Below are 21,729 nucleotides of genomic sequence, written 5' to 3'. Positions count from 1 at the left end.
CCTTTTTTGGGTATATTTTTAAAAAATAACTCATATAACTTTTGAGTAGTCAAAAATAGAAAAAATTAGGATGATGTTGAGTTTTTATACAAATTTATTGTAAAAAAAATAAAAAAAAGTTTTTTTTGTAAAAACTTATGCTATAATGAAATCGATTATGTAACAGGGAACCATTTTTTTGTAAAGGGAACAAAAAAATAGCGGTTATTGGGAAAGGGAGTTGAACATGGAGAATAACGAGTACGAAATCGATTTACGAGAGATTTTTAGCATGCTCAAAAAACGTTGGTTAATGATTTTTAGCATAACGGTTATTGCTGTTATTGCCTCAGGAATTATTAGCTTTTTTGTGTTGGTTCCAAATTATGAGGCATCAACGACAATGTTAGTCAATTATAAGCAAAACCAGGAGACGACGATGACGTATAGTGATATGCAGATGAGTCAGAAACTTGTTAATACGTATAGTCAAATTGTAAAAAGTCGTGGAATTGCTGAAGATGTGATTAAAAAGTTAGATTTAGATTTAACTCCATCACAAGTTCAGGATATGTTGAGTGTCTCTGGTGTGGGTGATACCGAAGTCATTCAAATTAAAGTAAAAAATGAGAATCCTCAGTTAGCCGCTAATATTGCGAATACAGTGGCGGATGTATTTAAAAAAGAAGTAAAAAGTATGATGAAGGTTGATAATGTATCAACGATTGATACAGCAGAAATTCCTGTCAATCCAGTCTCACCGAATAAAATGATGAATATCGCGATTGCGGGTGTTCTTGGGATGATGGTCAGTGTTGGATTAGTCTTCGTTTTAGAGTTTTTAGATCGTACGTATAAAACACCGACGGATATTGAACGTCATCTAGGATTACCGATTATCGGAGCTATTCCAGATTTAGAATTAAGCAAAAAGATGAAGTAAGGGGGACATGAGGATGAGTTTAGACGTTATCACATTAACACAACCGAAGTCACCGATATCTGAGGCGTATCGGACACTTCGTACTAATTTACAGTTTTCAAATGTGGATGGGGATTTAAAGACGATTTCAATTACAAGTTCTGGACCGGGTGAAGGGAAAACGACGACATTATGTAACGTTGCTGAGACGTTTGCTCAAAGTGGGAAACGTACGCTTATTATTGATGGGGATTTAAGAAAGCCACGCGTTCATAAAGTGTTTAAAATTTCAAATGCGGTCGGACTTACAAATGTTTTAATAGGGCAAGAAAAACTTGAGGATGTTTTACAAATCACCGGAAGTAACATTAAAGTGTTGACGTCAGGTCCCATTCCACCGAATCCTTCGGAGTTAATGGAATCTAATGCGATGAAACAGTTGCTTGAGATGTTAACCCAACATTTTGATGTGATTTTAATTGATACGCCACCAGTGGGGGTGGTAACGGATGGAGCGATTATAGCTGGAATGGTAGATGGGACGATTTTAGCTGTCGCGTCACATAAAACACAAATTGACGGAGCCAAACATGCGAAGCAATTGTTGGAGCAGGTTAATGCTCATATTGTGGGCGTTGTGATGACAATGATGCCGATTAGTAAGAAGGGGTACTACGGTTATCAATATTATGAATATTATCAACAGGAGGAGACGCCTAAAAAACGTCGCCGTCGTAAATAGGGAAAAAGAGAAGAGGTTTTAATCACTCGTTTTAGAATGATTAAGACTGTATACAAAACAGAGTCAGCCATTAAGAGGTAATGCTGATTTCATATATAAATTAGGGTAGAGTTAATTGAATGATGTTAAATTGATAGACTTATTACAATCATAAGTTCTGTCTGTTTTTAAATGCGTCAAAAAGGGATCTTAACTTTACTAAATGGTAAATTAAGGTCCCTTTTTGTATGGGAAAGAGAAGGTGGTAAAGTTATGGAATTGGCTAGTCAGAATTATTTGGCTAAACAACGAGAAGAAATTGTAAATGATACCAAGTTTTATTTAGTAACCAAGCGTCTGATAGATATCTTAGGATCTATCATTGGATTAATTTTAACATCACCGATTTTGTTGCTTGTCGCAGTACTTATTAAGCTTGAGGATCCAAAGGGACCCATTATGTTTGCACAGGAGCGAAATGGACAGTATCCGAAGACATTTAGAATGTATAAGTTTCGAAGTATGTATGTGGATGCAGAGGAACGACTTCAGGAGTTGATGCATTTGAATGAGCAAACAGGCCCAGCATTTAAGATGAAGGATGACCCACGTATTACACGAGTTGGAAAATTTATTCGCAAAACAAGTTTAGATGAATTGCCACAACTTATTAATGTCTTAAAAGGTGAGATGAGTATTGTGGGGCCACGTCCAGCGATTCCTCGCGAAGTTCAACTTTATAATCAGCATCAAATGCAACGATTACTTGTAAAGCCAGGCATTACATGTATTTGGCAAGTCAGTGGGCGTAATCATATTGGTTTTGATGATTGGGTAGAACTTGATATTCAGTATATTAAAACACGAAATTTGTGGTTAGATATTAAACTGATTTTAATGACAATCCCAGCGTTGCTGGGTGATGAAACAGCGAGTTAGGGGGAAAAGAGATGAAAATTACGGTTGCAGGAACAGGATATGTTGGATTATCTAATGCCGTTTTACTTGCTCAACATAACGAAGTAATAGCCTTAGATATCATTCAAGAAAAAGTAGATCTGATTAATCAAAAAATCTCTTCGATTGTGGATAAAGAGATTGAAGAGTATTTAGCAACTAAAGACTTAAATTTAATGGCCACTACTGATAGCTATTTAGCTTATAAAGATGCTGAGTATGTCATTATTTCAACACCAACTAACTATGATCCAGAATTAAATTACTTTAATACGCGAAGTGTTGAAGCGGTCATTGCGAATGTGTTATCAATTAACCCAGAAGCAACAATGGTCATTAAATCGACGGTACCAGTTGGCTATACGGAAAAGGTAAAAGCGATGTTTGAAACAGATAACATTATTTTCCCACCTGAGTTTTTAAGTGAAGGGAAATCACTATACGACAATTAACATCCATCACGTATTATCGTGGGAGAACAATCTGAGTGTGCTGAAAAGTTTGCTGAACTTTTAGTTCAAGGTGCGATTAAAGAAGATATTCCGGTTTTATTTACAAATTATACTGAAGGGGGAGCTGTGAAGTTATTCTCGAATACTTATTTAGCATTACGTGTGGCTTATTTCAATGAGTTAGATACTTATGCAGAGGTACGTGGGCTTAATACGAAGCAGATTATTGAAGGTGTTGGACTTGATCGACGCATTGGAACACAATACAACAATCCTTCATTTGGATATGGTAATAAAGATATAATTTGGTCAACCAGAAGAAATCGCCTTAAAATAGGGCTTTTCGCTGCTTAACCAACTTCCCAAAACTGTTATTGTTTAGTTTGTTAAGAGTGAAAAAAGACTTATCAAGGCTTTAGACTTACTGAATATGCTTATTATTTACCCAAAACAAATAAGCAAAAATAACAGATAGGGGGATGATGGTTAAGCCTGTGAAGAAAACAGGTTTTTAATCGTATAAGGAAGGAGAATGTTAAATGCCATCAAATAAGAACAAATTAAGAATAGCAGTACTTGGTCAAAAGAATCTTGATCGAAGTGGTGGTATTGAAGTAGTTGTAACAGAACTAACGACTCGTATGGTGAAACTAGGCCATGAAGTGACTTGCTATAACAGACGTGGACACCATGTATCGGGTAAAGAGTTTGATACAAACATCAAAGATAGTTACCAAGGTGTACAAATAAAAACAGTGCCAACAATTGATAAAAAAGGTTTAGCAGCAATGACGTCTTCATTCTTTGCGGCAATCTATTGTGCATTTGGTAAATATGATATTGTTCATTTTCATGCCGAAGGACCATGTGCCATGTTGTGGTTACCAAAGTTATTTGATAAACGTTGTATTGCAACTGTTCATGGAATAGATTGGCAACGTGAAAAATGGAAAGGTGGCTTTGCTTCAAAGTATATTAAGTTTGGAGAAAAGGTAGCAGTAAAATATGCGGATGAAATAATTGTTCTTTCTAAGAATATACAAGATTATTTCAAAGATACATATGGAAGGGAAACAGTTTTTATTCCAAATGGAGTTAATAAACCTGAAGTAAGAGAACCACAATTAATTATTGATAAATTTAATTTAAATAAAGATGACTACATCCTTTATCTTGGACGTTTAGTTCCGGAAAAGGGATTAAGATATTTAATTACAGCATTTAAAGAAGTAAAAACAGATAAGAAACTAGTAATTGCAGGCGGAGCATCTGATACTGATTCTTTCTTTACTGAAATTAAGGAACTAGTAAAAAACGATCCAAGAATTATCTTTACTGGCTTTGTACAAGGACAAATATTAGAAGAACTATATTCTAATGCTTATATATATACATTACCAAGTGATCTTGAAGGTATGCCTTTATCACTGCTTGAAGCCATGAGTTATGGTAATTGTTGTTTAACAAGTGATATAGATGAATGTGCTCAAGTAGTAAAGGATAAAGCAGTAACTTTCAAAAAATCAGCCATTAATGATTTAAGAGAAAAACTACAGTATCTATGCTATAACAGCGATGTAGTAGATAAGTATAAGACTGAAGCTTCTAATTATATTTGTGAAGAATATAATTGGGATGATGTTGTTAAGCAAACAATGCATTTATACAATTAATATCCATAGAGTATCTTAGATATTTACAATATATAAATATATATATACAGATATGTTTTTCACATTTTCAGACATAGTCTTTGGATTACGTCAAAAGGCTTTTCATTGATGTAGTTTATAAAGTTTTGAACAGCCACTCTAATCTCGTTAATATTTTTATAAAAGACATTATTAATAACGGATTGTTTTAACCATTTCCATAACCCTTCAATTAAATTGAATTCAGGACTGTAAGGCGGTTAAAAGACTAATTGTAATCTGTTTTTATGTTCGTCTAAAAAAGGTTGTATGATTTTAGCGTGATGAATTCGTGCATTATCTAAAACCAAAACAATCTTTCCATTGGGATATTCTTTTAATACATTACCCAGAAAATCTAAGAAAATATCTGCCGTATAATGCTCTTCTTCCTGAACATATACGCGTCCTGTTTCGTAGTTTAAAACACCGATTAATTTAACACTTTTATTGTTACCATACGTAGGAATAAAACGTTGTTTTCCTTTTGGAAACCAAGTGCTTAACAAGGATTGATAGTCTCTAATTGAACATTCATCTTGAAAGAGTAGATGACAAACATTCCCGCAATTAAATTTTTTTAATCCTTCAAATTCTTCTTTAAAAACTGCTTGTTTTTCTTTACTCGCTCTAGCTAATGAATAGGTAGGTCTTGTGTAGCTAAAACCTAGGCGTAGTAACATATCACGCATGCCACCCTTAGTGAAGGTGATATTAAACTCTTTTTTTACCCAAATACAAAGAAGTTTACAATCCCAAGTCATGTAAGGGTCTAGTCCCACATCTGAAGGTGTTTTATTTATAAGGGTATACGTTAATAATAATTCCTGTAGAAAAGAGAGTTTCTTTGGACATTCGGATTTAGCTCGTAGAGTGAGTCCATCAATCTCCATGTTTTGATATGCTTTCCAATGGTTTGAGCAGTCAAAGGAAGGATTTTCGCTATTTTAACGTTTTTATATCCTTTTAAATGAAGATAAATCACGTGATAACGAGTATAAAGTTGTTTAGATGGTGCTTCACGCATAGCTGTTTCAATTAAGTGTAATTCTTTAGTCTTCATAGGTGTCTAAATTCCGTTTCAAAGTATCGTTCTAATTACTTTAATATTAACATGAAATTCGATAAATTGTGACGATAATAATTGAGACTAAAAACTATGAATTACTTTTCTGTTTATACATATATAAGAAAGGATTATTTTAATGAGAGTTTTATTAGTTAATAAATTTTTATATCCAAAAGGTGGAGCGGAAACTTATGTTTTAGCAGTAGGAAAAATGTTAAAAGAAAATGGTCATGAAGTTCAATATTTTGGTTTAGAGAACAAAAAAAATACTGTAGGAAATAGAAAACAGTTGCTAGTATCTGATATGGATTTTTCAAAAGGAATCATGAAAAATTTAAAAGCGCCTTTTAGAATTATTTATAACTTTGAGGCAAGAAAAAAAATAAGAGGCGTATTAAATGATTTTAGACCGGATGTTATTCATTTAAATAATATTCAATATCATTTAACTCCTTCGATAATCTTAGAAATAGCTAAATGGAAAAAAAAGAATAAATCTAAATGCAGAATAATATATACAGCTCATGATTATCAACTTGTTTGTCCGTCTCATGGTATGTTTGATATTGATTTAAAACCGTGTGAAAAATGCTTAGATGGTAGATATATTCATTGTTATAATACAAAATGCCTTAAAAATTCTAAACTTAAAAGTTTATTAGGAACAATGGATGGATATTTTTGGAAATACAGCAAAGCATATAATTATGTAGACAATTATATTTGTTGCAGTAACTTTTTAAAAGAAAAACTAGATACACAAGAAAGATTTAAAGACAAAACAATTGAAATGCATAATTTTAAAGATATAGTTCCGTTTAAAAATATTGAAAAGAAAGGATATATACTTGAGTTTGGGCATTTGTCAAAAGATAAAGGAACCGATACGCTTATCGAAGCAGCAAAGCTCTTGCCGGAGTATAAGTTTGTTTTTATCGGATATGGTCCTTCGATAGAAAAAATGAAAAATATCTCAAATATAGAGTACCTAGGTTTTAAAACTGGTGAAGAATTGTATAAAATAATTGCAGAAGCTGCAGTAAGTGTTTGCCCGTCGGAGATGTATGAAAATTGTCCGTTTTCAGTAATTGAATCTATTGCGTTAGGCACCCCGGTTATCGGTGCAAAAATAGGTGGAATACCTGAATTAATAGAAGATGGAAAAACAGGCGAACTGTTTGAACCTGGAAATGTACAGGAACTTGTGCAAAAAATTAAAAAAATCATGTTAGATGATGAAGAATATGATTCATATGTCGAAAATTGTAAACTTTCTCACTGCGAAACATCAGAAACATATTATAAAAAACTAATCAAAATATACAGGGGGGATTTTAAATGTTAAACGAATATTATCAAAACATAAATTCTCGAGGTTTTTTTTAAAAGATATGGCGTAAAGAACGGAATAAAAAGAGCTTGTTTCATAAAAAATCCATTTCACTATATAAATGATTATGAGTTTAATAAAATTTTATGGCAAAAAAAAACATTGAGAAAAATTAAAAAATATATATGTTATAAAGATGATAATCCAAGTAATATTATATATTCAACTGTGCAATTCGATAATCCGATATGGGTATATTGGGATGGAGGCATTGAAACTGCACCGATAATTATAAAAAAGTGTTATGAATCTTTAATTAAGTATCATGGTGATAAAGTAGTATTACTAACTGAAAAGAATCTTAAAGATTATATTCAGTTACCTTCGTATATAGAAGAAAAAAGAAATAATGGTTCTATTCCGATAGCTGGATATACAGATTTAATGAGATTTGCTTTATTAGAACATTATGGAGGAACATGGATTGATGCAACTATCTATCTTACTGACTATATTCCTGAAGAAATTATAAATTGTGATTTTTTTGCATTTCAAAATTCTTTAGGTTTACTATCTAATCCCGTTTTGTTTCCTGCGTGGTTTTTACACGCAAATAAAAATTCAAAAATAATTAGAGAAATTAGGAATGTAGCATTTGCATATTGGAAAAACGAAAAACATGTTATTGAATACTTACTCCCTAATTTAATTATTACTTCTTTAATTAGTGACGAAGATTATAAAAAAATGCCTTACATGAATAGTGATTATAGTGAATATTTGATAAAAGTATTAGGAGATGAATATTCAGAAGATAAAATGCAATGGATAAAAAAATTAACATGTATACATAAGTTAACGTATAAGTTAGATAATTCAATTGATAAAGAAGATACTTTTTATAAACATATTACAACATAAAACGCAAGGAGGTAATTTAAAAGTGGGTAGTCAATTAGTAACAATCGTTGTCCCTATATACAATGTTGAAAATTATTTAGAACGTTGTTTAGAGAGCATTGTAAATCAAACATATAAAAACTTAGAAATAATTCTTGTTGATGATGGATCACCTGATAAATGTCCTCGGATTTGTGATGATTGGGCAAAGAAGGATAGTAGAATTAAAGTAATTCACAAGACAAACGCCGGACTTGGAATGGCAAGAAATTCAGGTATCGATAATGCAACAGGAGAATACATATGTTTTTTTGATAGTGATGACTATGTAGAAAGAAACACAATAGAATTAGCACTAAGAAGTGCTATTAAATACGATTCTGACATAGTGATATTTGGAATGAACCTAGTTGATCAGGATAAAAATATCTACCAAACAATTATCCCGAATACAGATAAAGAATATTTCAAAGGCGATGAAATCAAAAATTTTATTGTACCTAATATGCTTAGCTATGATCCTGTTTCAGGAAAAAAACTAGATTTTAATATGAGTAGTTCTGGAAGATTATATAAAATGAAATTAATTAACGAAAACAACTGGAGATATGTTTCAGAAAGAGAATTTATTTCAGAAGATTTTTATTCTTTATTTGTTCTACATCAATATGTAAAAAGTGTTTCTATTGTAAAAAAAGCATTTTATAATTATTGCTTTAATGAATGTTCTTTGAGCCATTCGTTTAATCCGGAAAGATTTGAAAAAATTTGTTATTGTTATCAAGGGATGGTAGATATTTATGATAAATCCATTTATCCTAATTCTGTAAAATTATGTTTAGATTCTCAATTTATTGGAAGCGTAATTGGAGCGTTAAAACTAATTGTAAATTCAAATGATTCATTTTATAAAAAAATAAGAGAGTTTAAAAAGATTGTTAATAATGATTTTTTGCATAAAATGATAACTTCAATGAATTATTCTAAAGAAACACTCCAAAGAAAAACTATTATTCGTTCTATAAAGTACAAAATTACATTAATTGTATATTTATTAGTCTATTTAAAAAGGAAATAATAATATGAAGTTAAAGTTAAAAAAGATATCCCAGAATAAAATGTTTGTTTGGTTATTGTTTTTTTGTCCATTTATTATTCCTTTTTTAAATCAATTTTTGAAAATACCTAGTTTCATTAAATACGCATTTGATATTATATGGTTTTTTCTTTTATTAACCATGGTCACTAAGAAAAAAAGAATTGTTGATTCAAAAACTAAAATAATCATAAATTTTGTACTATTATTTTTTCTATTTACAGTATTAAACTATGTGTTGAAATTTCAATCTCCATTATATTATTTATGGGGATTTAGAAATAACTTTCGTGGGTTTGTATTTTTCTTTGGAGTAGTATACTATTTTGATGAAAATGATATTAACAAAGCTTTTAAATATCTAAATATAATATTCCATATTAATACAATTTTTATGTTATTTCAATTTTTGCTTCTTGGATATAAACAAGACCATTTAGGTGGTATATTTGGAGTTACACAAGGTTGTAATGCGTATGTAAATTTATTTTTTTGTATAATGTTATCAATATATTTTGTTTCATACTTAGAGAAAAAACAAGGAATAATAAATACAGTTTTTAATATAGTGATAATGCTTGTTCTAGCTGCAATGGCAGAACTAAAATTTTTCTATATTGAGTTTTTAATAATTTTGCTTTTTGGAATTTTAGTTACAAAGTTTTCTTTAAAGAAAATATGTGTAATTATTTGTTCATTTATTGCCTTAAGTATAGGATATAAAGTATTTTTACAAGTATTTCCTGATATAGACTTGACTATTTCTGGTTTATTTGAATATGCATCGAGTAATAAAGGGTATACTTCATCTGGTGATTTAAATCGATTGTCTTTTATAGGAACGATTAATGATAGTTTCTTATATACACCATTTTTACAACTAACGGGATTAGGATTAGGTAATTGTGATTATGCATCCGGCATAGATTTTTTAATGACACCATTTTATCTGCATTTTGAATGGATTCATTATGCATGGATGTCAACAACTTTTATGTACTTAGAGAATGGATTAGTAGGTCTTTGTTTTTTATTTGGATTTTTTATCATTATCGGAGTACAGAATCTTATGAGTACAAATAATAGGCATTTGAAATTTTATAAGCAAATTTGTTTATTGTGTTGTCTGGTAGGGATTTTGAATATTTTCTATAATATATCCATGAGATTAGAGTCGGGATATATGTTATATTTTATTTTAGCTATTCCATATTGTTTGTCTAAAAATATAACAGAGAGAAGGTAAAATATGATTATAAAAAATTTTTTGAAAAAAATTATTTATAGAGAAAAGTATGACTCTAAAAGCTATGTTGAATATATGAAAAAACTAGGTGCAAAAATAGGTGATGGAACAACTATATTTTCTCCTACAAGAACATTAATTGATTTAACAAGGCCGTGGTTATTAGAAATAGGTGAGAATGTTCAAATTACAGAAGGTGTAACTATTTTAACTCACGGCTATGATTGGTCTGTAATAAAAGGAGTCTATGGGGATGTTTTGGGATCTTCTGGAAGAGTTAAAATTGGAAATAATGTTTTTATAGGAGTTAATACAACTATTTTAAAAGGAACAAATATCGGCAATAATGTAATAATTGGTGCTAATAGTTTAGTGAATAGGAATATTCCAGATAATGTTGTAGTGGCGGGTAATCCATGCAGAATAATAATGACATTAGAAGAATACTATAAAAAGAGAAAAAAAGCCCAATTAGAAGAAGTGACAGAATTGATAACTTTGTACAGAGATAGATATAATAAAGAACCAAGCGATAAAGAATTACATGAATTTTTTATGTTGTTTGAAGATAATCCATATACACTTTGTGACACTTTTGAGTGTATGATGTATTTATTGGGTAATTATAATATGTCTTGCTCAAGTTTAAGGAATAACAAAAAAATTTTTGATAACAAAGAAGCTTTGTTAAAATCGATAAAATAACCTATAATTTTAATAAATTACATAGATTTATGTTTTATAACTATACAAAGTATAAGAATATTCAATTGAATCTAGGTCAATATTTTGGACACAAAAAAGTTAAGTTTTTAAGCGGCTTATCGTGCGATGTGTTCGCATTCTTCGGGGGGGGGGGGGAAGTAATTAAGTGATCTATGCATTCGCTTGCGATTGTACCAACCATCTATGTATTGAAATAGAGAGAGTCTGGCTTGTTCAAAAGTAATGTAGGTTGTTTGATACACTTCTTCTTTCTTTAGAGTGCCATGGAAAGACTCAATACAAGCATTATCGTAAGGACACCCCTTGCGACTAAAAGACTGGATTATGTTAAGATTTGATGTTAAGTCCTTAAACTCTTTGCTTGTATACTGTGAGCCTAAATCAGTATGAAGAATAATCTCATCTTTAGGCTTTTGGGCAACATAAGCATTTCTTAAAACTTGAATAACAATATCTGTTGTCATTTGTTTAGAAAAGTGATAACCAATAATTTTTTTTTGAATGTAAATCCATCACTGAAGCTAAGTAGTACCAACCTTCTTCTTGAACGTGAATATAAGTGATATCTAAGACCCATTTTTGGTTAATTGAAGTCGTCGAAAAGTCCTATTCTAGAATGTTATTACGTTCTAAAACAAGCTCTTTAGGTTGTTTATAAGGTGTATATTTCTTTTGAATAATAGAAGCTGAGCCAGTTAATTTCATTAATCGTTGGACACGCTTTAAGCTAACAGACAATCTTTCTTTAATCATCTGACGGTGTACCTTAATAGCACCATATCGACGCTTACTTTCAAAATAAATTTCCTTAATATGTTCAAGTAGTCGTTGATTCTCATGTCTCCACTTAGAGTTACTTTGATGCTTTGATTGGTAATAGGTACTTCTTGGTACATTCAAAACTTTACAAAGTTGCTTAGTATCATGTTCTTGGCGATGTTGATTGATAAACTGGCATAATTCAGACTGAGTCACTTTCTGGCGAATACATAGCCTTTTTTTAGATTTCATTCTCTTCTTGTAAACGTAAAATTTCTTGCTTCATACGCTTAATTTCCTCAAGAGTAATTTCGGTATCATCAAATGAGGCAATAGGGGACATCTGCTTAATCCATTTATAAATGGTTACTTCTGATACACCATATTCACAACTAAGGTCTTTGATAGCACGTCCAGTTTTATAAAGTTCAACAATCATTGATTTAAATTCAGAATTATATTTTTTCATATCGACACATCCTTTTATTAAGTCTATTGTAACGACTTAACTTAAGCGTGTCCATAAAACTATACTAGCACCAAATTTTTGAATAAGTTTAAATATTAAGAAAATTTGTAGTTTAGTTTTTAATTTAATAGAAAGGAATAGGGTGTTACTATGAAGAAAAATGCTAATCATTTATTAAGTGTTATTGTCCCTATATACAATGTTGAAAATTATTTAGAACGTTGTTTAGAGAGCATTGTAAATCAAACATATAAAAACTTAGAAATAATTCTTGTTGATGATGGATCACCTGATAAATGTCCTCGGATTTGTGATGATTGGGCAAAAAAGGACAGTAGAATTAAAGTAATTCATAAGCGAAACGGCGGATTATCCGATGCAAGAAATCAAGGTATATCCCATGCAACAGGGGAATATATTTGTTTCGTGGATAGCGATGATTTTATTGATACAAATATGTATTTAAAAATGATGGAAGAAATGATTAAAAATCAAGCTGATATTGTCGTTTGTGGTAGATATATTTATCAAGAAGATTCATCAATACCAGAATTTTGTTTGACAAGTGCAAAACAATTCGGACCCGTAGAGGCGTTAAGTGAATTGTTTTCGGGCGGATGTATTGAAGAAGCTACATGGGATAAAATTTATAATAGAAAATTGTTTGCAGATATAACGTTTCCAGTTAGTGAGATTAATGAAGACATTGTAACAATTCCATATTTAATCGAGAAAGCAAAATTAATTGTACATATAGGCACGCCGTATTACTATTATCGTAATAATTGTAACAGTATCTCAAAATCTTTATATACCGATAAAAAAAGTGTGGTTATTAATCATATTAACCAGGTTTATAATTATTTTTCAAAAAAGTATTATGAATTGTCACAACCGCTAGATATTTTTCGTGCTAGATATTCATACCGTATGATCCAATCAATTATATCTGACAAAAATGTATATTTGAAATATATTGATGATTATAGAAAATACAAATCAAATTTAAATAAAACATGGATAGTGTATTTAAAATCAAACAAAGTAAAAGTAAAAGATAAAATTTTAGTGATTTTGATAATGTTGAATATTTTTATGCCTTTAAAAGCAATAAAGAATAAAGTAGTTTATAAAAAGTAATAAGAAGTGTGATAGTTTGAAGTGATAATTGGATAAAACTTTTTAATATATTAATTAAAATATATATTAAATGTAAAAAATATTGCTCAATTTTATATCACTATATAAAAAATCGTGAAAAAAAGGAGGGATATTAGGTGAGAAAAAATATTATTTTAAGCATTATTCTGCCGGTATATGGTGTAGAAAAATATATTGAATTATGCTTGAAAAGCATTCTTCCACAAATTAAAAATAATAGTAGAGTCGAATTAATTATTGTTAATGATTGTACTTTAGATTCTTCGATGGAAATCGCATATAAAATAAGTAAAGATTATAGTAATGTTGTTTTTGTCGAAAGAGAAAAAAACGGAGGTTTATCTGATGCAAGAAATTCAGGCATTAATGTAGCAAGTGGACAGTATTGTTGGTTTGTAGATAGTGACGATTCTATTGACTTAGACTCTATAAAAAAAATAGTTGATCGTGTATCAAATGAACAACCTGATTTACTAATATTTAACCATAACAGAATTGATGAATTATGCAATGTTATTTATCGGTCATGTCTTGAAGATAAAAAAATGATTAATTTTTTTCATGAAAAAAAACTTATATTCATAGCAGATTATATTCAAAATAAAGTTGGATTTGAAGTATGGAATAAAATATATAAAACAGAAATTATAAAAATAAATAAAATATTTTTTGAAAAGAATAAAGAAGTATTTGCAGAAGATATTTGCTTTAACTTAATGTATTTAACTTATTGTGTTAAAGTCGATATTATTATTGATTATTTGTACAATTATTTAATTAGAGGAGATTCAATAATGGGTACAAAAAATGTATCTAAATTAAAAGAAATGGAAAACCTTTGTGAATGCTTGTTTACGAAATATAAAGGCTTTTATAGCGAATATATTGGGATGATATATTCTAGTGTTATGCAAATTGAATATAATGCAAATGATTTTACGCAAATTGATGAATATATTTCAAAGGATTCTAACTCTACCTTTGCAGTTAATATGAACAAATTGACACGAAAGAATATTATAAATTATAGAAAATATCTATCAAAGAAAAATGTGATTAAGAGTTATTTATATGCAACATATTATTTATTGATAAATGACAATAAAAATGGAATTATGATAAAAAAAATGATAGATATATTAAAGTAACAGAAATAACTAATTATTTTTTAAATGACAATTCGTCAAATATAAAAATACTTTTCATATGAATACAACTGAGTAAAAAGGAGAAAATTAAATGAAAGATTACTTAAATATAATTAAAATTATATTCAATTTGATGATACCAAAGAAAAAAATCGTTCTTTTTAATACGCCAGTTCATGGAAATTTAGGTGATCATGGTATAGCTTTAGGTGAGGAAACTTTTATAAATGAGTATTTTAAAGAGTTTAAATTAATCGAGATACCAGAAGATATTTGTGGACCAAAAAAATTAAAATTATTCAGTTTATTCATTAATACACATGATATATTATTTTTACAAGGTGGTGGATTCATGGGGGATTTATGGCCTAGACATGAATTTGTAATGGATAACGTTATTAAAATATTTTCAAATAACACAAAAATAGTAATGCCTCAAACATGTTATTTAAGTAAATATGATAATTATTATGAAGAATATAGAAAAAAATTTAATAATTTTTTAAATGTATTATTTATTGCTAGAGATAAGAATAGTTTCAATTTACTAAAAACAATGATGTTAAATAATTGTAAGGTAGTTTTTTATCCGGATATTGCGTTAATAAATCAATACGATAATATATATAATCGCGAAGGGATAGGAATTTGTATTAGGAAAGATAAAGAACGAAATAATACTGATAATATTGAAAGAATAGTAGAGGAATACGCTACTCAACAGAATATCGATATTGAAAAGTTTGACACAGTTATAAATTGCGATATTTCTATTATCAATAGAAAACAAGAAGTGAAAAATTTATGGGACTTAATGGCTAAGAAAAAATTAATTGTTACAGACAGACTTCATGGAATGATATTTTCCATTATTACAAAAACACCATGTATTGCATTTGATAATTTAAGTAAAAAAGTATCCGGAGTGTATTCTTGGGTTTCGAATCAAAATAATGTTATTTGTATTAAACCTGAAGATTTGTCAAAAGATTTATTAGATAAATTTTATAAATGTAATGAATTATTTTATAAAAGAGATTGTATAGATAAGCAGTTTTATTTAATGGAACAAGAAATTAGAAATTATTATGAGGGTGTTATATATGGAAAAAATAAATAAATTTTGTAACTATTCAGCCCAGTGCTAGAAGGTATCTTAAAAGGGAATACCTGATTATCTAAGTATCCCTAATTGATATTATGAAAATTGAATTTTATTTCCCCTTAAAATGGTTTGAATACTTTCAATAATGTTTAATCCTTGTTTTTGAAAAGTTGAAAAAAATCTTCTGATTTGGGCGAAGTAATTAGCACCTTCTTCTGTTCTAAAACATCCAGATACTTTCTATTTCGTTTTAGTCATTATCTGCCCAGCAAAGGTAGATACCTTTCTTTCAGAAAGGATGGGGACCCTATCCCGCTCAGCTAAATTATTATCAAATGGAACTTTCAATTGATATAAAAATTCGAGAACTTCTTCTTGTCACTTTGATAAACGATTCAGTAATCTGATTGAATCGGTGTTCTTTTCATGAGGTTTTAAAGGATTCATTAGATAGCCTTCTTGAATGATTTCTACGTATTCTTTCTCAAATGCTTCAATCTTAGCCATCGGCAACGGATATTCAGTCTCTTCAGAATAGGTTTTAGCTTCAAGTATTAAATTACTCATTTTCTTTATCCACGGTTGATTTTCAAAATCTAAGATTCCTTTAAATTCTCGTAAATGATGAACGTTACATAAAGCATGGTTACAGTCATCGTATTTAAAATAAGTCGTCCAATGGTCATGAATCGCTGTTCCTTTAAAATAAGGTAGAATTTCATTCGCTTAAATCGCTATAGACCCACGTTTTTCATGAACAAAATAGTGAGTATATCGCTGATTAGACGTGACATGAAGCCAATGCCTAGCCCCATTGACATAACAACCCGTTTCATCTAAATGAAGAAAAGGTGAGGCCAAAAGATTTTCTTTAATTGAAGCTTCGGTGGTTTCTAACAGCTCATAGAATCATTTGGTCATATTAACCAAAGTTCCGGAACTGATTTTGGCTCCGAAAATATCTTTCGTTAGTTGTTTAAGTCGATCATAAGGAACAAATTGATAATGATTTAAATAAGCTAAGACACCTGTTAAATGGGAACCATATTGTGTCGGTTGTGTGATATGTCTTGGAAATTGTCCTTCATTTTCACACTGGCAGTTAGGACAAATCTTAACGTGTACTTGATGCTCCGCCACTTGAAGTTTTAAGGTAGGTAAATCGAAAACCTGACGACGAATGATTTGGTGTGCTTGAATCCCATCTAACTGATAGCCACATTCTTGGCAAGTTTCTGGATTATGTTTTTCGATGTAATCAGGATGCAAGGTCATTTTTAAAGTGTAGTGCCCTTATGTCCCACTTGTCCTCCGGGTTTCTTCTTTGAAGGTTCACGTAAACTCTTTGTTTTTTTGAACCCATCCATTGAAGGTGGGAGACTACTGTTTTTACTTGTCTTATTCATTTGTTTTTCAAGTTTTTTAAGACGTGCATCTAAATCAGAAATGGTTTTATTTTGATCCGCGATGGTTTCATTTTGTTTCTCAATCGTTTGAGATAAACACGAGATTTGAGTTGAAAGTCCTTGAGCTAAATTAACAACAGATTGAATTCCTTCATTATAAATTTTAATGATTTCCGATTCTGACATAAGATGACACCTCCTACTAAATTTGGAATAGTAAAGATATTATATCTTAAATTTCACAGTAGAATAAGTGGTTTACTAGAAATACATATCATTAACAAAACCAACAAGAAACGGATTATGTTTACCTGGTGGCTGAACAGTTACATTTTTTTTATGAAATATCATCTGAATAAAGTTTAAGAAGCATAAATGTTCATAATTTCATTTGGTTATAATGAATGGTATAAATCGAATTTAAAATATTGGGATTTTTTATTGTGGGATGAAAGGTGGGGAGAGAACAACTTTTATAGGTATCACTGTCTGAAAAACTCCTCTAAGATGGTGATACCTATAAAATAAATTAGACTCTTTATTCTGATAAATCTTCCCTATCAATACTTATAATTCATTGTATAAGGGCAAAACCATATTAATTATCAATGTGACCTTATTATCAAGAACCACTTCGAAGGGTAAGCCAAAAACTTACATTAAATTAATTTCTAAATATTGTTGAAATTTATAATTTTGTATAAATTAGGTATGCAAAATTTTATAAAAAAACTTTCTTTTTAAACCTTTCAACTATATACTGATTAATAATATTTAATATGGTAAGTTTTTCGGTTAATTATGCAGATAGAATTTACAGTTTGATATTAGTTAAAGTTGGATAGAAATTTAGTTGAAAATAGTTTATATGTAGGAGAGATAATATGATAAAAAAATTAAAAAATCAGTTGAAGAATAAAATTATTTATTTAATAGGAAGTAGAAATAGCACTAAGTTTTCAGATGATAAAAATACTAAAAAAATATATTATCTTTCAACTCCTTCTCATGGAAATGTTGATTTTGATAAAAAGTACTTTAATACCATTCGCGAAAGATTAGGGATGTAATGATGAACAATTTAAAAATAGCTACATTTATTTCCTATGTTACTTTGATAATAGGGAATCTTATTTCCCTATTATATACTCCTTTTATGCTTGTTTCTTTAGGTCAAAGTGAATATGGATTATTTTCATTAACCAATACCATTATTTCTTATGTATATTTACTTGATATGGGATTTGGAAATGCGGTCATAAGATATAATGCTAAATATATGGTGGAAGATGATGAAGAGAGTTGTCAGAACTTAAATGGAATGTTTTTTTCTTTATATTTAGTAATTGCTATCGTTGGAGGTATCATTGGTTTTATTATGTACCAGAACTTTGATACGTGGTTTGCACAAGGATTAAGTATTCAAGAAATTTCACGTATAAAAGTAATGTTTACTATAGCGATAATAAATTTAGTTTGTGCTTTCCCCTTAAATATATTTAATGGAATTATTGTTGCACATGAAAAATTTGTTTTTACTAAGATTATTACGCTAATTAGAACTATTTTAAATCCTTTAATCATGATAATAATTCTAGTTTCAGGGTATAAAGCAATTGGAATGCTAATTGGTTCTACATTTTTTAATCTATTTATAGGAATAATTAATATTATATTCTGTTTTAAGTATTTAAATATAAAATTTAAGTTTAATAATTTTGATAAAAATTTGTTAAAAGAAATCTTTAATTTCTCGTTCTTTATATTCTTATCAGCCATAGCCTATAAAATATATTGGAGTACTGATCAATTTATTTTAGGAATGTTTGTGAGTGCAAGTGCAATTAGTATTTATTCAATTGGTAGTCAATTAAATGGATATTTTACTTCGTTCTCAAATGTTATAAATAGTATGTTTTTACCAAAGTTAACGAAGCTAACAGTTAATACTACTGATAAAACAGAATTAATGAATATATTAGTTAAAATTTCAAGAATTCAATATTTTATAGCAAGTTTTATTTTATTAGGATTTATTTTAATTGGAAAAGCTTTTATTATTCGATGGGCAGGACCAGACTATAGACAATCATATTTTATAGCACTTTTAGTAATGGGACCGCAACTTTTTTCTATTATTCAAGCTTTATTTGCTACCTTATTAGAAGCCATGAATAAACATAAAATTAAAGCCTATATTTATCTTTCTGTAGCTATATTTAACTTAATATTGACATTGATTCTTGTTAAGCCTTACGGCATGATTGGATGTGCAGTTGCTACATCTGTTGGGATGACAATTAATGCTATTTTAAATAATATATATTATACATATAGTTTAAAGTTAGATATGAAATTTTATTGGAAACAGATTTTAAAGATACTTCCTACATCTATTATTGTTTTCATAGTAGGAAGTATCTATGTTAGATTAGTTCAACCAACTAATTACTTTGAAATCTTTATTTTTGGTATTGTATTCAGTATTACTTATTTTGGATCCTTATGGTTAATTGGATTTAATGAACTAGAGAAAAATATGATTAGACAATCCTTTAATAAAATTATTAAAATTAAAAAAATTCATAAAAATTATCAGAAGTAAATTATGTGAAAACCAGTACGTAAAGCCGTGATTCCTGCTGCCGGATTTGGAACACGTTTCTTACCTGCAACAAAATCACAACCAAAAGAAATGTTACCGATTGTTGATAAGCCAACCATTCAGTACATTATTGAAGAGGCAATTGCTTCAGGAATTGAAGAAATTTTAATCGTCACAAGTTCGACTAAACGCTCCATTGAAGATCATTTTGATAAATCATATGAACTTGAAGATACATTAGCTAAAAAAGGAAAAACTGACATGTTAGAAATGGTTCAAAACATTTCAAATATGGCCCAAATTCACTACATTCGTCAAAAAGAAGCCAAAGGTTTAGGACACGCCATTTTATGTGCTAAAACGTTTATCGGTGATGAACCCTTTGCCGTTCTTCTAGGAGACGATATCGTCGTAAACGAAGAAAACCCAGCAACAGGACAACTGATTGCTGCCTACCAAAAAAATGGCTGCTCCATCATGGGAGTTCAAACCGTTGCAGATGAGGATGTATCAAAATACGGAATCATGAAACCTTCAAAATCACATCAACCAGATGGTCGCTTAGTGAAGCTAAGCGGAATGGTTTAAAAGCCAGCGCAAGTTCATGCGCCTTCAAACTTAGCCGTGATGGGACGCTATGTTTTAACGCCTGAAATCTTCGAAATGTTAGAAACGCAAACAGCGGGAGCAGGTGGAGAAATCCAGTTAACAGATGCAATTGACCGTTTAATGGATTGCCAAGCGGTTTATGCTTACGACTTCGAAGGAAATCGTTACGATGTTGGAGATAAATTCGGATTCATCAAAGCAACAATCGACTTCGCTTTAAGCCGTGAAGACTTAAGGGAACAGGTAGAAGAGTATTTAAAGCAAATTAGATATTAATAGGATATTTGAAAATAAAAGGGAGTATGAGTATATGAAAGTATTAGTAACTGGCGGAGCAGGATATATCGGACGTACGGTTGTTTCTGCACTTGAAGATCATGGACATACACCTGTTATTTTAGATTCTTTAGTAACAGGACGAAAAGAATATACAGAAGGAAAAATCTTTTATCAGGGAGACATTGCGGATCGTGATGTTTTGGCGCAAATTTTTAAAGATCATCCAGAGATTAAACACTGCATCCATTTTGCAGCGTTAATCGTTGTTCCAGACTCAGTAGAAAATCCTTATGGATACTACATGGAAAATGTGGCAAAATCATTAGATTTATTTAAAAATTTAAATGAGTTTGGATGCAAAAATGTTATCTTCTCATCATCAGCTTCAGTTTATGATGTGGTAGAAGGATTTAAAGTAACAGAGGCAGCGCCTTTAAAACCATCTAGCCCATATGCTCGTACAAAATATATGATGGAAATGGTATTAGAAGATTTCTGTCGTGCGTATGGAATGCACGGAATTGCCTTACGCTATTTCAATCCAATCGGAGCGGATCCAAAATTACGTTCAGGAGCTCACGTTCAATTCCCATCACACGTGTTAGCTAAATTATTAGAAGCAGCATCAAGTGATGAGGCGCTATTTAATATTACAGGTGTGGATTGGCCAACACGTGACGGATCAGGAATCCGTGACTACATTCACGTTTGGGATTTAGCAATGGCACACGTTAAAGCGGTTGAAAACTTTGATCAAGCCTTCGCAAAATCTGATACACCAGATGAATCTTATTTAGTGATCAACATTGGAACGGGTAATGGGGTAACGGTTAAAGAATTAGTTTCAATCTTTGAAGGTGTTTTAGGTCGCCATGTGAACAAAGCTGAAACAGAAGCTCGCCCAGGTGACGTTGCAGGTGCCTTTGCAAGCTGTGAGCGTGCGAAAAAATTAATTGATTGGGAAGCACAATACTCAATTGAAGATGGAATCCGTGATGCATTCCGTTGGGATGAAATCCGTGAAACAATTTTAATTTATAACTAGGTGCAAAATACCTCAACCTAAAATTAGCGTTGAGGTATTTTAATGAAGAATAGA

At 30.1% G+C, this 21,729-nt stretch carries 17 protein-coding genes and 5 pseudogenes; 17 read left to right on the top strand and 5 right to left on the bottom strand.

Annotated elements, in window-relative coordinates; genetic code table 11:
* Positions 1-226: 226 nt before the first annotated feature.
* The 5 genes and pseudogenes from HMPREF9402_RS13135 (at position 227) to HMPREF9402_RS13115 (ending at position 4,704) form a co-directional block, all read left to right on the top strand.
* Positions 227-922 carry a YveK family protein gene (locus HMPREF9402_RS13135; protein WP_009607627.1) on the top strand — a complete coding sequence of 232 codons (696 nt, stop codon included), beginning with the start codon at positions 227-229 and terminating at the stop codon, positions 920-922.
* Positions 923-935: 13 nt separating this feature from the next.
* On the top strand, positions 936-1,643 hold the full coding sequence (locus tag HMPREF9402_RS13130; RefSeq protein ID WP_139058204.1) for a CpsD/CapB family tyrosine-protein kinase: 708 nt from the start codon (positions 936-938) through the stop codon (positions 1,641-1,643).
* A gap of 252 nt (positions 1,644-1,895) precedes the next feature.
* A complete protein-coding gene (locus HMPREF9402_RS13125; RefSeq protein ID WP_009607615.1) occupies positions 1,896-2,561 on the top strand; it encodes a sugar transferase in 666 nt (221 codons plus the stop codon).
* Between the two features lie 11 nt (positions 2,562-2,572).
* A pseudogene (locus HMPREF9402_RS14400) lies at positions 2,573-3,322 on the top strand (nucleotide sugar dehydrogenase); the annotation flags it as partial.
* Between the two features lie 248 nt (positions 3,323-3,570).
* The gene (locus tag HMPREF9402_RS13115) at positions 3,571-4,704 is read left to right on the top strand and encodes a glycosyltransferase family 4 protein (RefSeq protein WP_009607620.1); all 1,134 of its coding nucleotides are present in this window, start codon (positions 3,571-3,573) and stop codon (positions 4,702-4,704) included.
* Between the two features lie 59 nt (positions 4,705-4,763).
* On the opposite strand, the pseudogene HMPREF9402_RS14290 reads toward HMPREF9402_RS13115, so the two are convergent.
* A pseudogene (locus HMPREF9402_RS14290) lies at positions 4,764-5,785 on the bottom strand (IS630 family transposase).
* Between the two features lie 142 nt (positions 5,786-5,927).
* Here HMPREF9402_RS14290 and HMPREF9402_RS13105 point away from each other — a divergent pair.
* From HMPREF9402_RS13105 to HMPREF9402_RS14810, 5 genes are read left to right on the top strand one after another with little or no spacing between them, the layout of a single operon-like run.
* Positions 5,928-7,136 carry a glycosyltransferase family 4 protein gene (locus HMPREF9402_RS13105; RefSeq protein WP_009607622.1) on the top strand — a complete coding sequence of 403 codons (1,209 nt, stop codon included), beginning with the start codon at positions 5,928-5,930 and terminating at the stop codon, positions 7,134-7,136.
* A gap of 21 nt (positions 7,137-7,157) precedes the next feature.
* Complete coding sequence (locus HMPREF9402_RS13100; protein ID WP_083809719.1) at positions 7,158-8,042, top strand: capsular polysaccharide synthesis protein; 885 nt, start codon at positions 7,158-7,160, stop codon at positions 8,040-8,042.
* Positions 8,043-8,064: 22 nt separating this feature from the next.
* On the top strand, positions 8,065-9,099 hold the full coding sequence (locus HMPREF9402_RS13095) for a glycosyltransferase family 2 protein (RefSeq protein WP_009607630.1): 1,035 nt from the start codon (positions 8,065-8,067) through the stop codon (positions 9,097-9,099).
* Positions 9,100-9,103: 4 nt separating this feature from the next.
* A complete protein-coding gene (locus HMPREF9402_RS13090; RefSeq protein ID WP_009607612.1) occupies positions 9,104-10,363 on the top strand; it encodes a hypothetical protein in 1,260 nt (419 codons plus the stop codon).
* 3 nt (positions 10,364-10,366) lie between these two features.
* Positions 10,367-11,068 (top strand): acyltransferase, encoded by a 702-nt coding sequence (locus HMPREF9402_RS14810; protein WP_009607614.1) that lies wholly within the window; start codon positions 10,367-10,369, stop codon positions 11,066-11,068.
* A 116-nt stretch (positions 11,069-11,184) separates the two neighbouring features.
* On the opposite strand, the pseudogene HMPREF9402_RS13080 reads toward HMPREF9402_RS14810, so the two are convergent.
* Positions 11,185-12,317: pseudogene (locus tag HMPREF9402_RS13080) on the bottom strand (IS3 family transposase).
* Between the two features lie 150 nt (positions 12,318-12,467).
* On the opposite strand from HMPREF9402_RS13080, the gene HMPREF9402_RS13070 reads away from it, so the two are divergent.
* The 3 genes from HMPREF9402_RS13070 to HMPREF9402_RS13060 all read left to right on the top strand — a co-directional run bounded on the left by HMPREF9402_RS13070 (position 12,468) and on the right by HMPREF9402_RS13060 (position 15,746).
* Positions 12,468-13,457 carry a glycosyltransferase family 2 protein gene (locus HMPREF9402_RS13070; RefSeq protein WP_009607626.1) on the top strand — a complete coding sequence of 330 codons (990 nt, stop codon included), beginning with the start codon at positions 12,468-12,470 and terminating at the stop codon, positions 13,455-13,457.
* A gap of 137 nt (positions 13,458-13,594) precedes the next feature.
* Positions 13,595-14,626 carry a glycosyltransferase gene (locus HMPREF9402_RS13065; RefSeq protein WP_009607629.1) on the top strand — a complete coding sequence of 344 codons (1,032 nt, stop codon included), beginning with the start codon at positions 13,595-13,597 and terminating at the stop codon, positions 14,624-14,626.
* Positions 14,627-14,717: 91 nt separating this feature from the next.
* The gene (locus HMPREF9402_RS13060; RefSeq protein ID WP_009607633.1) at positions 14,718-15,746 is read left to right on the top strand and encodes a polysaccharide pyruvyl transferase family protein; all 1,029 of its coding nucleotides are present in this window, start codon (positions 14,718-14,720) and stop codon (positions 15,744-15,746) included.
* Between the two features lie 225 nt (positions 15,747-15,971).
* Here HMPREF9402_RS13060 and HMPREF9402_RS14805 read toward each other — a convergent pair.
* From HMPREF9402_RS14805 to HMPREF9402_RS14035, 3 genes and pseudogenes are all read right to left on the bottom strand, one after another.
* A pseudogene (locus HMPREF9402_RS14805) lies at positions 15,972-16,631 on the bottom strand (IS66 family transposase).
* Between the two features lie 9 nt (positions 16,632-16,640).
* Entirely contained in the window at positions 16,641-17,006 is a 366-nt protein-coding gene (locus tag HMPREF9402_RS14040) for an IS66 family transposase zinc-finger binding domain-containing protein (RefSeq protein WP_009607609.1), read from the bottom strand.
* Between the two features lie 2 nt (positions 17,007-17,008).
* On the bottom strand, positions 17,009-17,323 hold the full coding sequence (locus HMPREF9402_RS14035) for a DUF6444 domain-containing protein (protein ID WP_009607616.1): 315 nt from the start codon (positions 17,321-17,323) through the stop codon (positions 17,009-17,011).
* A gap of 698 nt (positions 17,324-18,021) precedes the next feature.
* On the opposite strand from HMPREF9402_RS14035, the gene HMPREF9402_RS13050 reads away from it, so the two are divergent.
* From HMPREF9402_RS13050 to galE, 4 genes and pseudogenes are all read left to right on the top strand, one after another.
* On the top strand, positions 18,022-18,207 hold the full coding sequence (locus HMPREF9402_RS13050) for a hypothetical protein (RefSeq protein WP_009607618.1): 186 nt from the start codon (positions 18,022-18,024) through the stop codon (positions 18,205-18,207).
* Between the two features lie 2 nt (positions 18,208-18,209).
* Entirely contained in the window at positions 18,210-19,742 is a 1,533-nt protein-coding gene (locus HMPREF9402_RS13045; RefSeq protein ID WP_009607613.1) for an oligosaccharide flippase family protein, read from the top strand.
* Between the two features lie 27 nt (positions 19,743-19,769).
* A pseudogene (galU, locus tag HMPREF9402_RS13040) lies at positions 19,770-20,627 on the top strand (UTP--glucose-1-phosphate uridylyltransferase GalU).
* Between the two features lie 34 nt (positions 20,628-20,661).
* Positions 20,662-21,675 carry a UDP-glucose 4-epimerase GalE gene (galE, locus tag HMPREF9402_RS13035; RefSeq protein WP_009607619.1) on the top strand — a complete coding sequence of 338 codons (1,014 nt, stop codon included), beginning with the start codon at positions 20,662-20,664 and terminating at the stop codon, positions 21,673-21,675.
* Positions 21,676-21,729 lie beyond the last annotated feature (54 nt).

The sequence above is a fragment of the Turicibacter sp. HGF1 genome, from assembly GCF_000191865.1.
Lineage (GTDB): Bacteria > Bacillota_I > Bacilli_A > MOL361 > Turicibacteraceae > Turicibacter > Turicibacter sanguinis.
This window is presented reverse-complemented; position numbering and strand designations above follow the sequence as displayed.

What these genes read in the sequence shown, in the direction of transcription:
- HMPREF9402_RS13115 (WP_009607620.1), top strand. Translation starts at nt 3,571, where the DNA reads ATGCCATCAAATAAGAACAAATTAAGAATAGCAGTACTTGGTCAAAAG.
- HMPREF9402_RS13050 (WP_009607618.1), top strand. Translation starts at nt 18,022, where the DNA reads ATGATAAAAAAATTAAAAAATCAGTTGAAGAATAAAATTATTTATTTA.
- HMPREF9402_RS13105 (WP_009607622.1), top strand. Translation starts at nt 5,928, where the DNA reads ATGAGAGTTTTATTAGTTAATAAATTTTTATATCCAAAAGGTGGAGCG.
- HMPREF9402_RS13060 (WP_009607633.1), top strand. Translation starts at nt 14,718, where the DNA reads ATGAAAGATTACTTAAATATAATTAAAATTATATTCAATTTGATGATA.
- HMPREF9402_RS13045 (WP_009607613.1), top strand. Translation starts at nt 18,210, where the DNA reads ATGAACAATTTAAAAATAGCTACATTTATTTCCTATGTTACTTTGATA.
- HMPREF9402_RS14040 (WP_009607609.1), bottom strand. Translation starts at nt 17,006, where the DNA reads ATGACCTTGCATCCTGATTACATCGAAAAACATAATCCAGAAACTTGC.
- HMPREF9402_RS14810 (WP_009607614.1), top strand. Translation starts at nt 10,367, where the DNA reads ATGATTATAAAAAATTTTTTGAAAAAAATTATTTATAGAGAAAAGTAT.
- HMPREF9402_RS13090 (WP_009607612.1), top strand. Translation starts at nt 9,104, where the DNA reads ATGAAGTTAAAGTTAAAAAAGATATCCCAGAATAAAATGTTTGTTTGG.
- galE (WP_009607619.1), top strand. Translation starts at nt 20,662, where the DNA reads ATGAAAGTATTAGTAACTGGCGGAGCAGGATATATCGGACGTACGGTT.
- HMPREF9402_RS13125 (WP_009607615.1), top strand. Translation starts at nt 1,896, where the DNA reads ATGGAATTGGCTAGTCAGAATTATTTGGCTAAACAACGAGAAGAAATT.
- HMPREF9402_RS13070 (WP_009607626.1), top strand. Translation starts at nt 12,468, where the DNA reads ATGAAGAAAAATGCTAATCATTTATTAAGTGTTATTGTCCCTATATAC.
- HMPREF9402_RS13135 (WP_009607627.1), top strand. Translation starts at nt 227, where the DNA reads ATGGAGAATAACGAGTACGAAATCGATTTACGAGAGATTTTTAGCATG.
- HMPREF9402_RS13130 (WP_139058204.1), top strand. Translation starts at nt 936, where the DNA reads ATGAGTTTAGACGTTATCACATTAACACAACCGAAGTCACCGATATCT.
- HMPREF9402_RS14035 (WP_009607616.1), bottom strand. Translation starts at nt 17,323, where the DNA reads ATGTCAGAATCGGAAATCATTAAAATTTATAATGAAGGAATTCAATCT.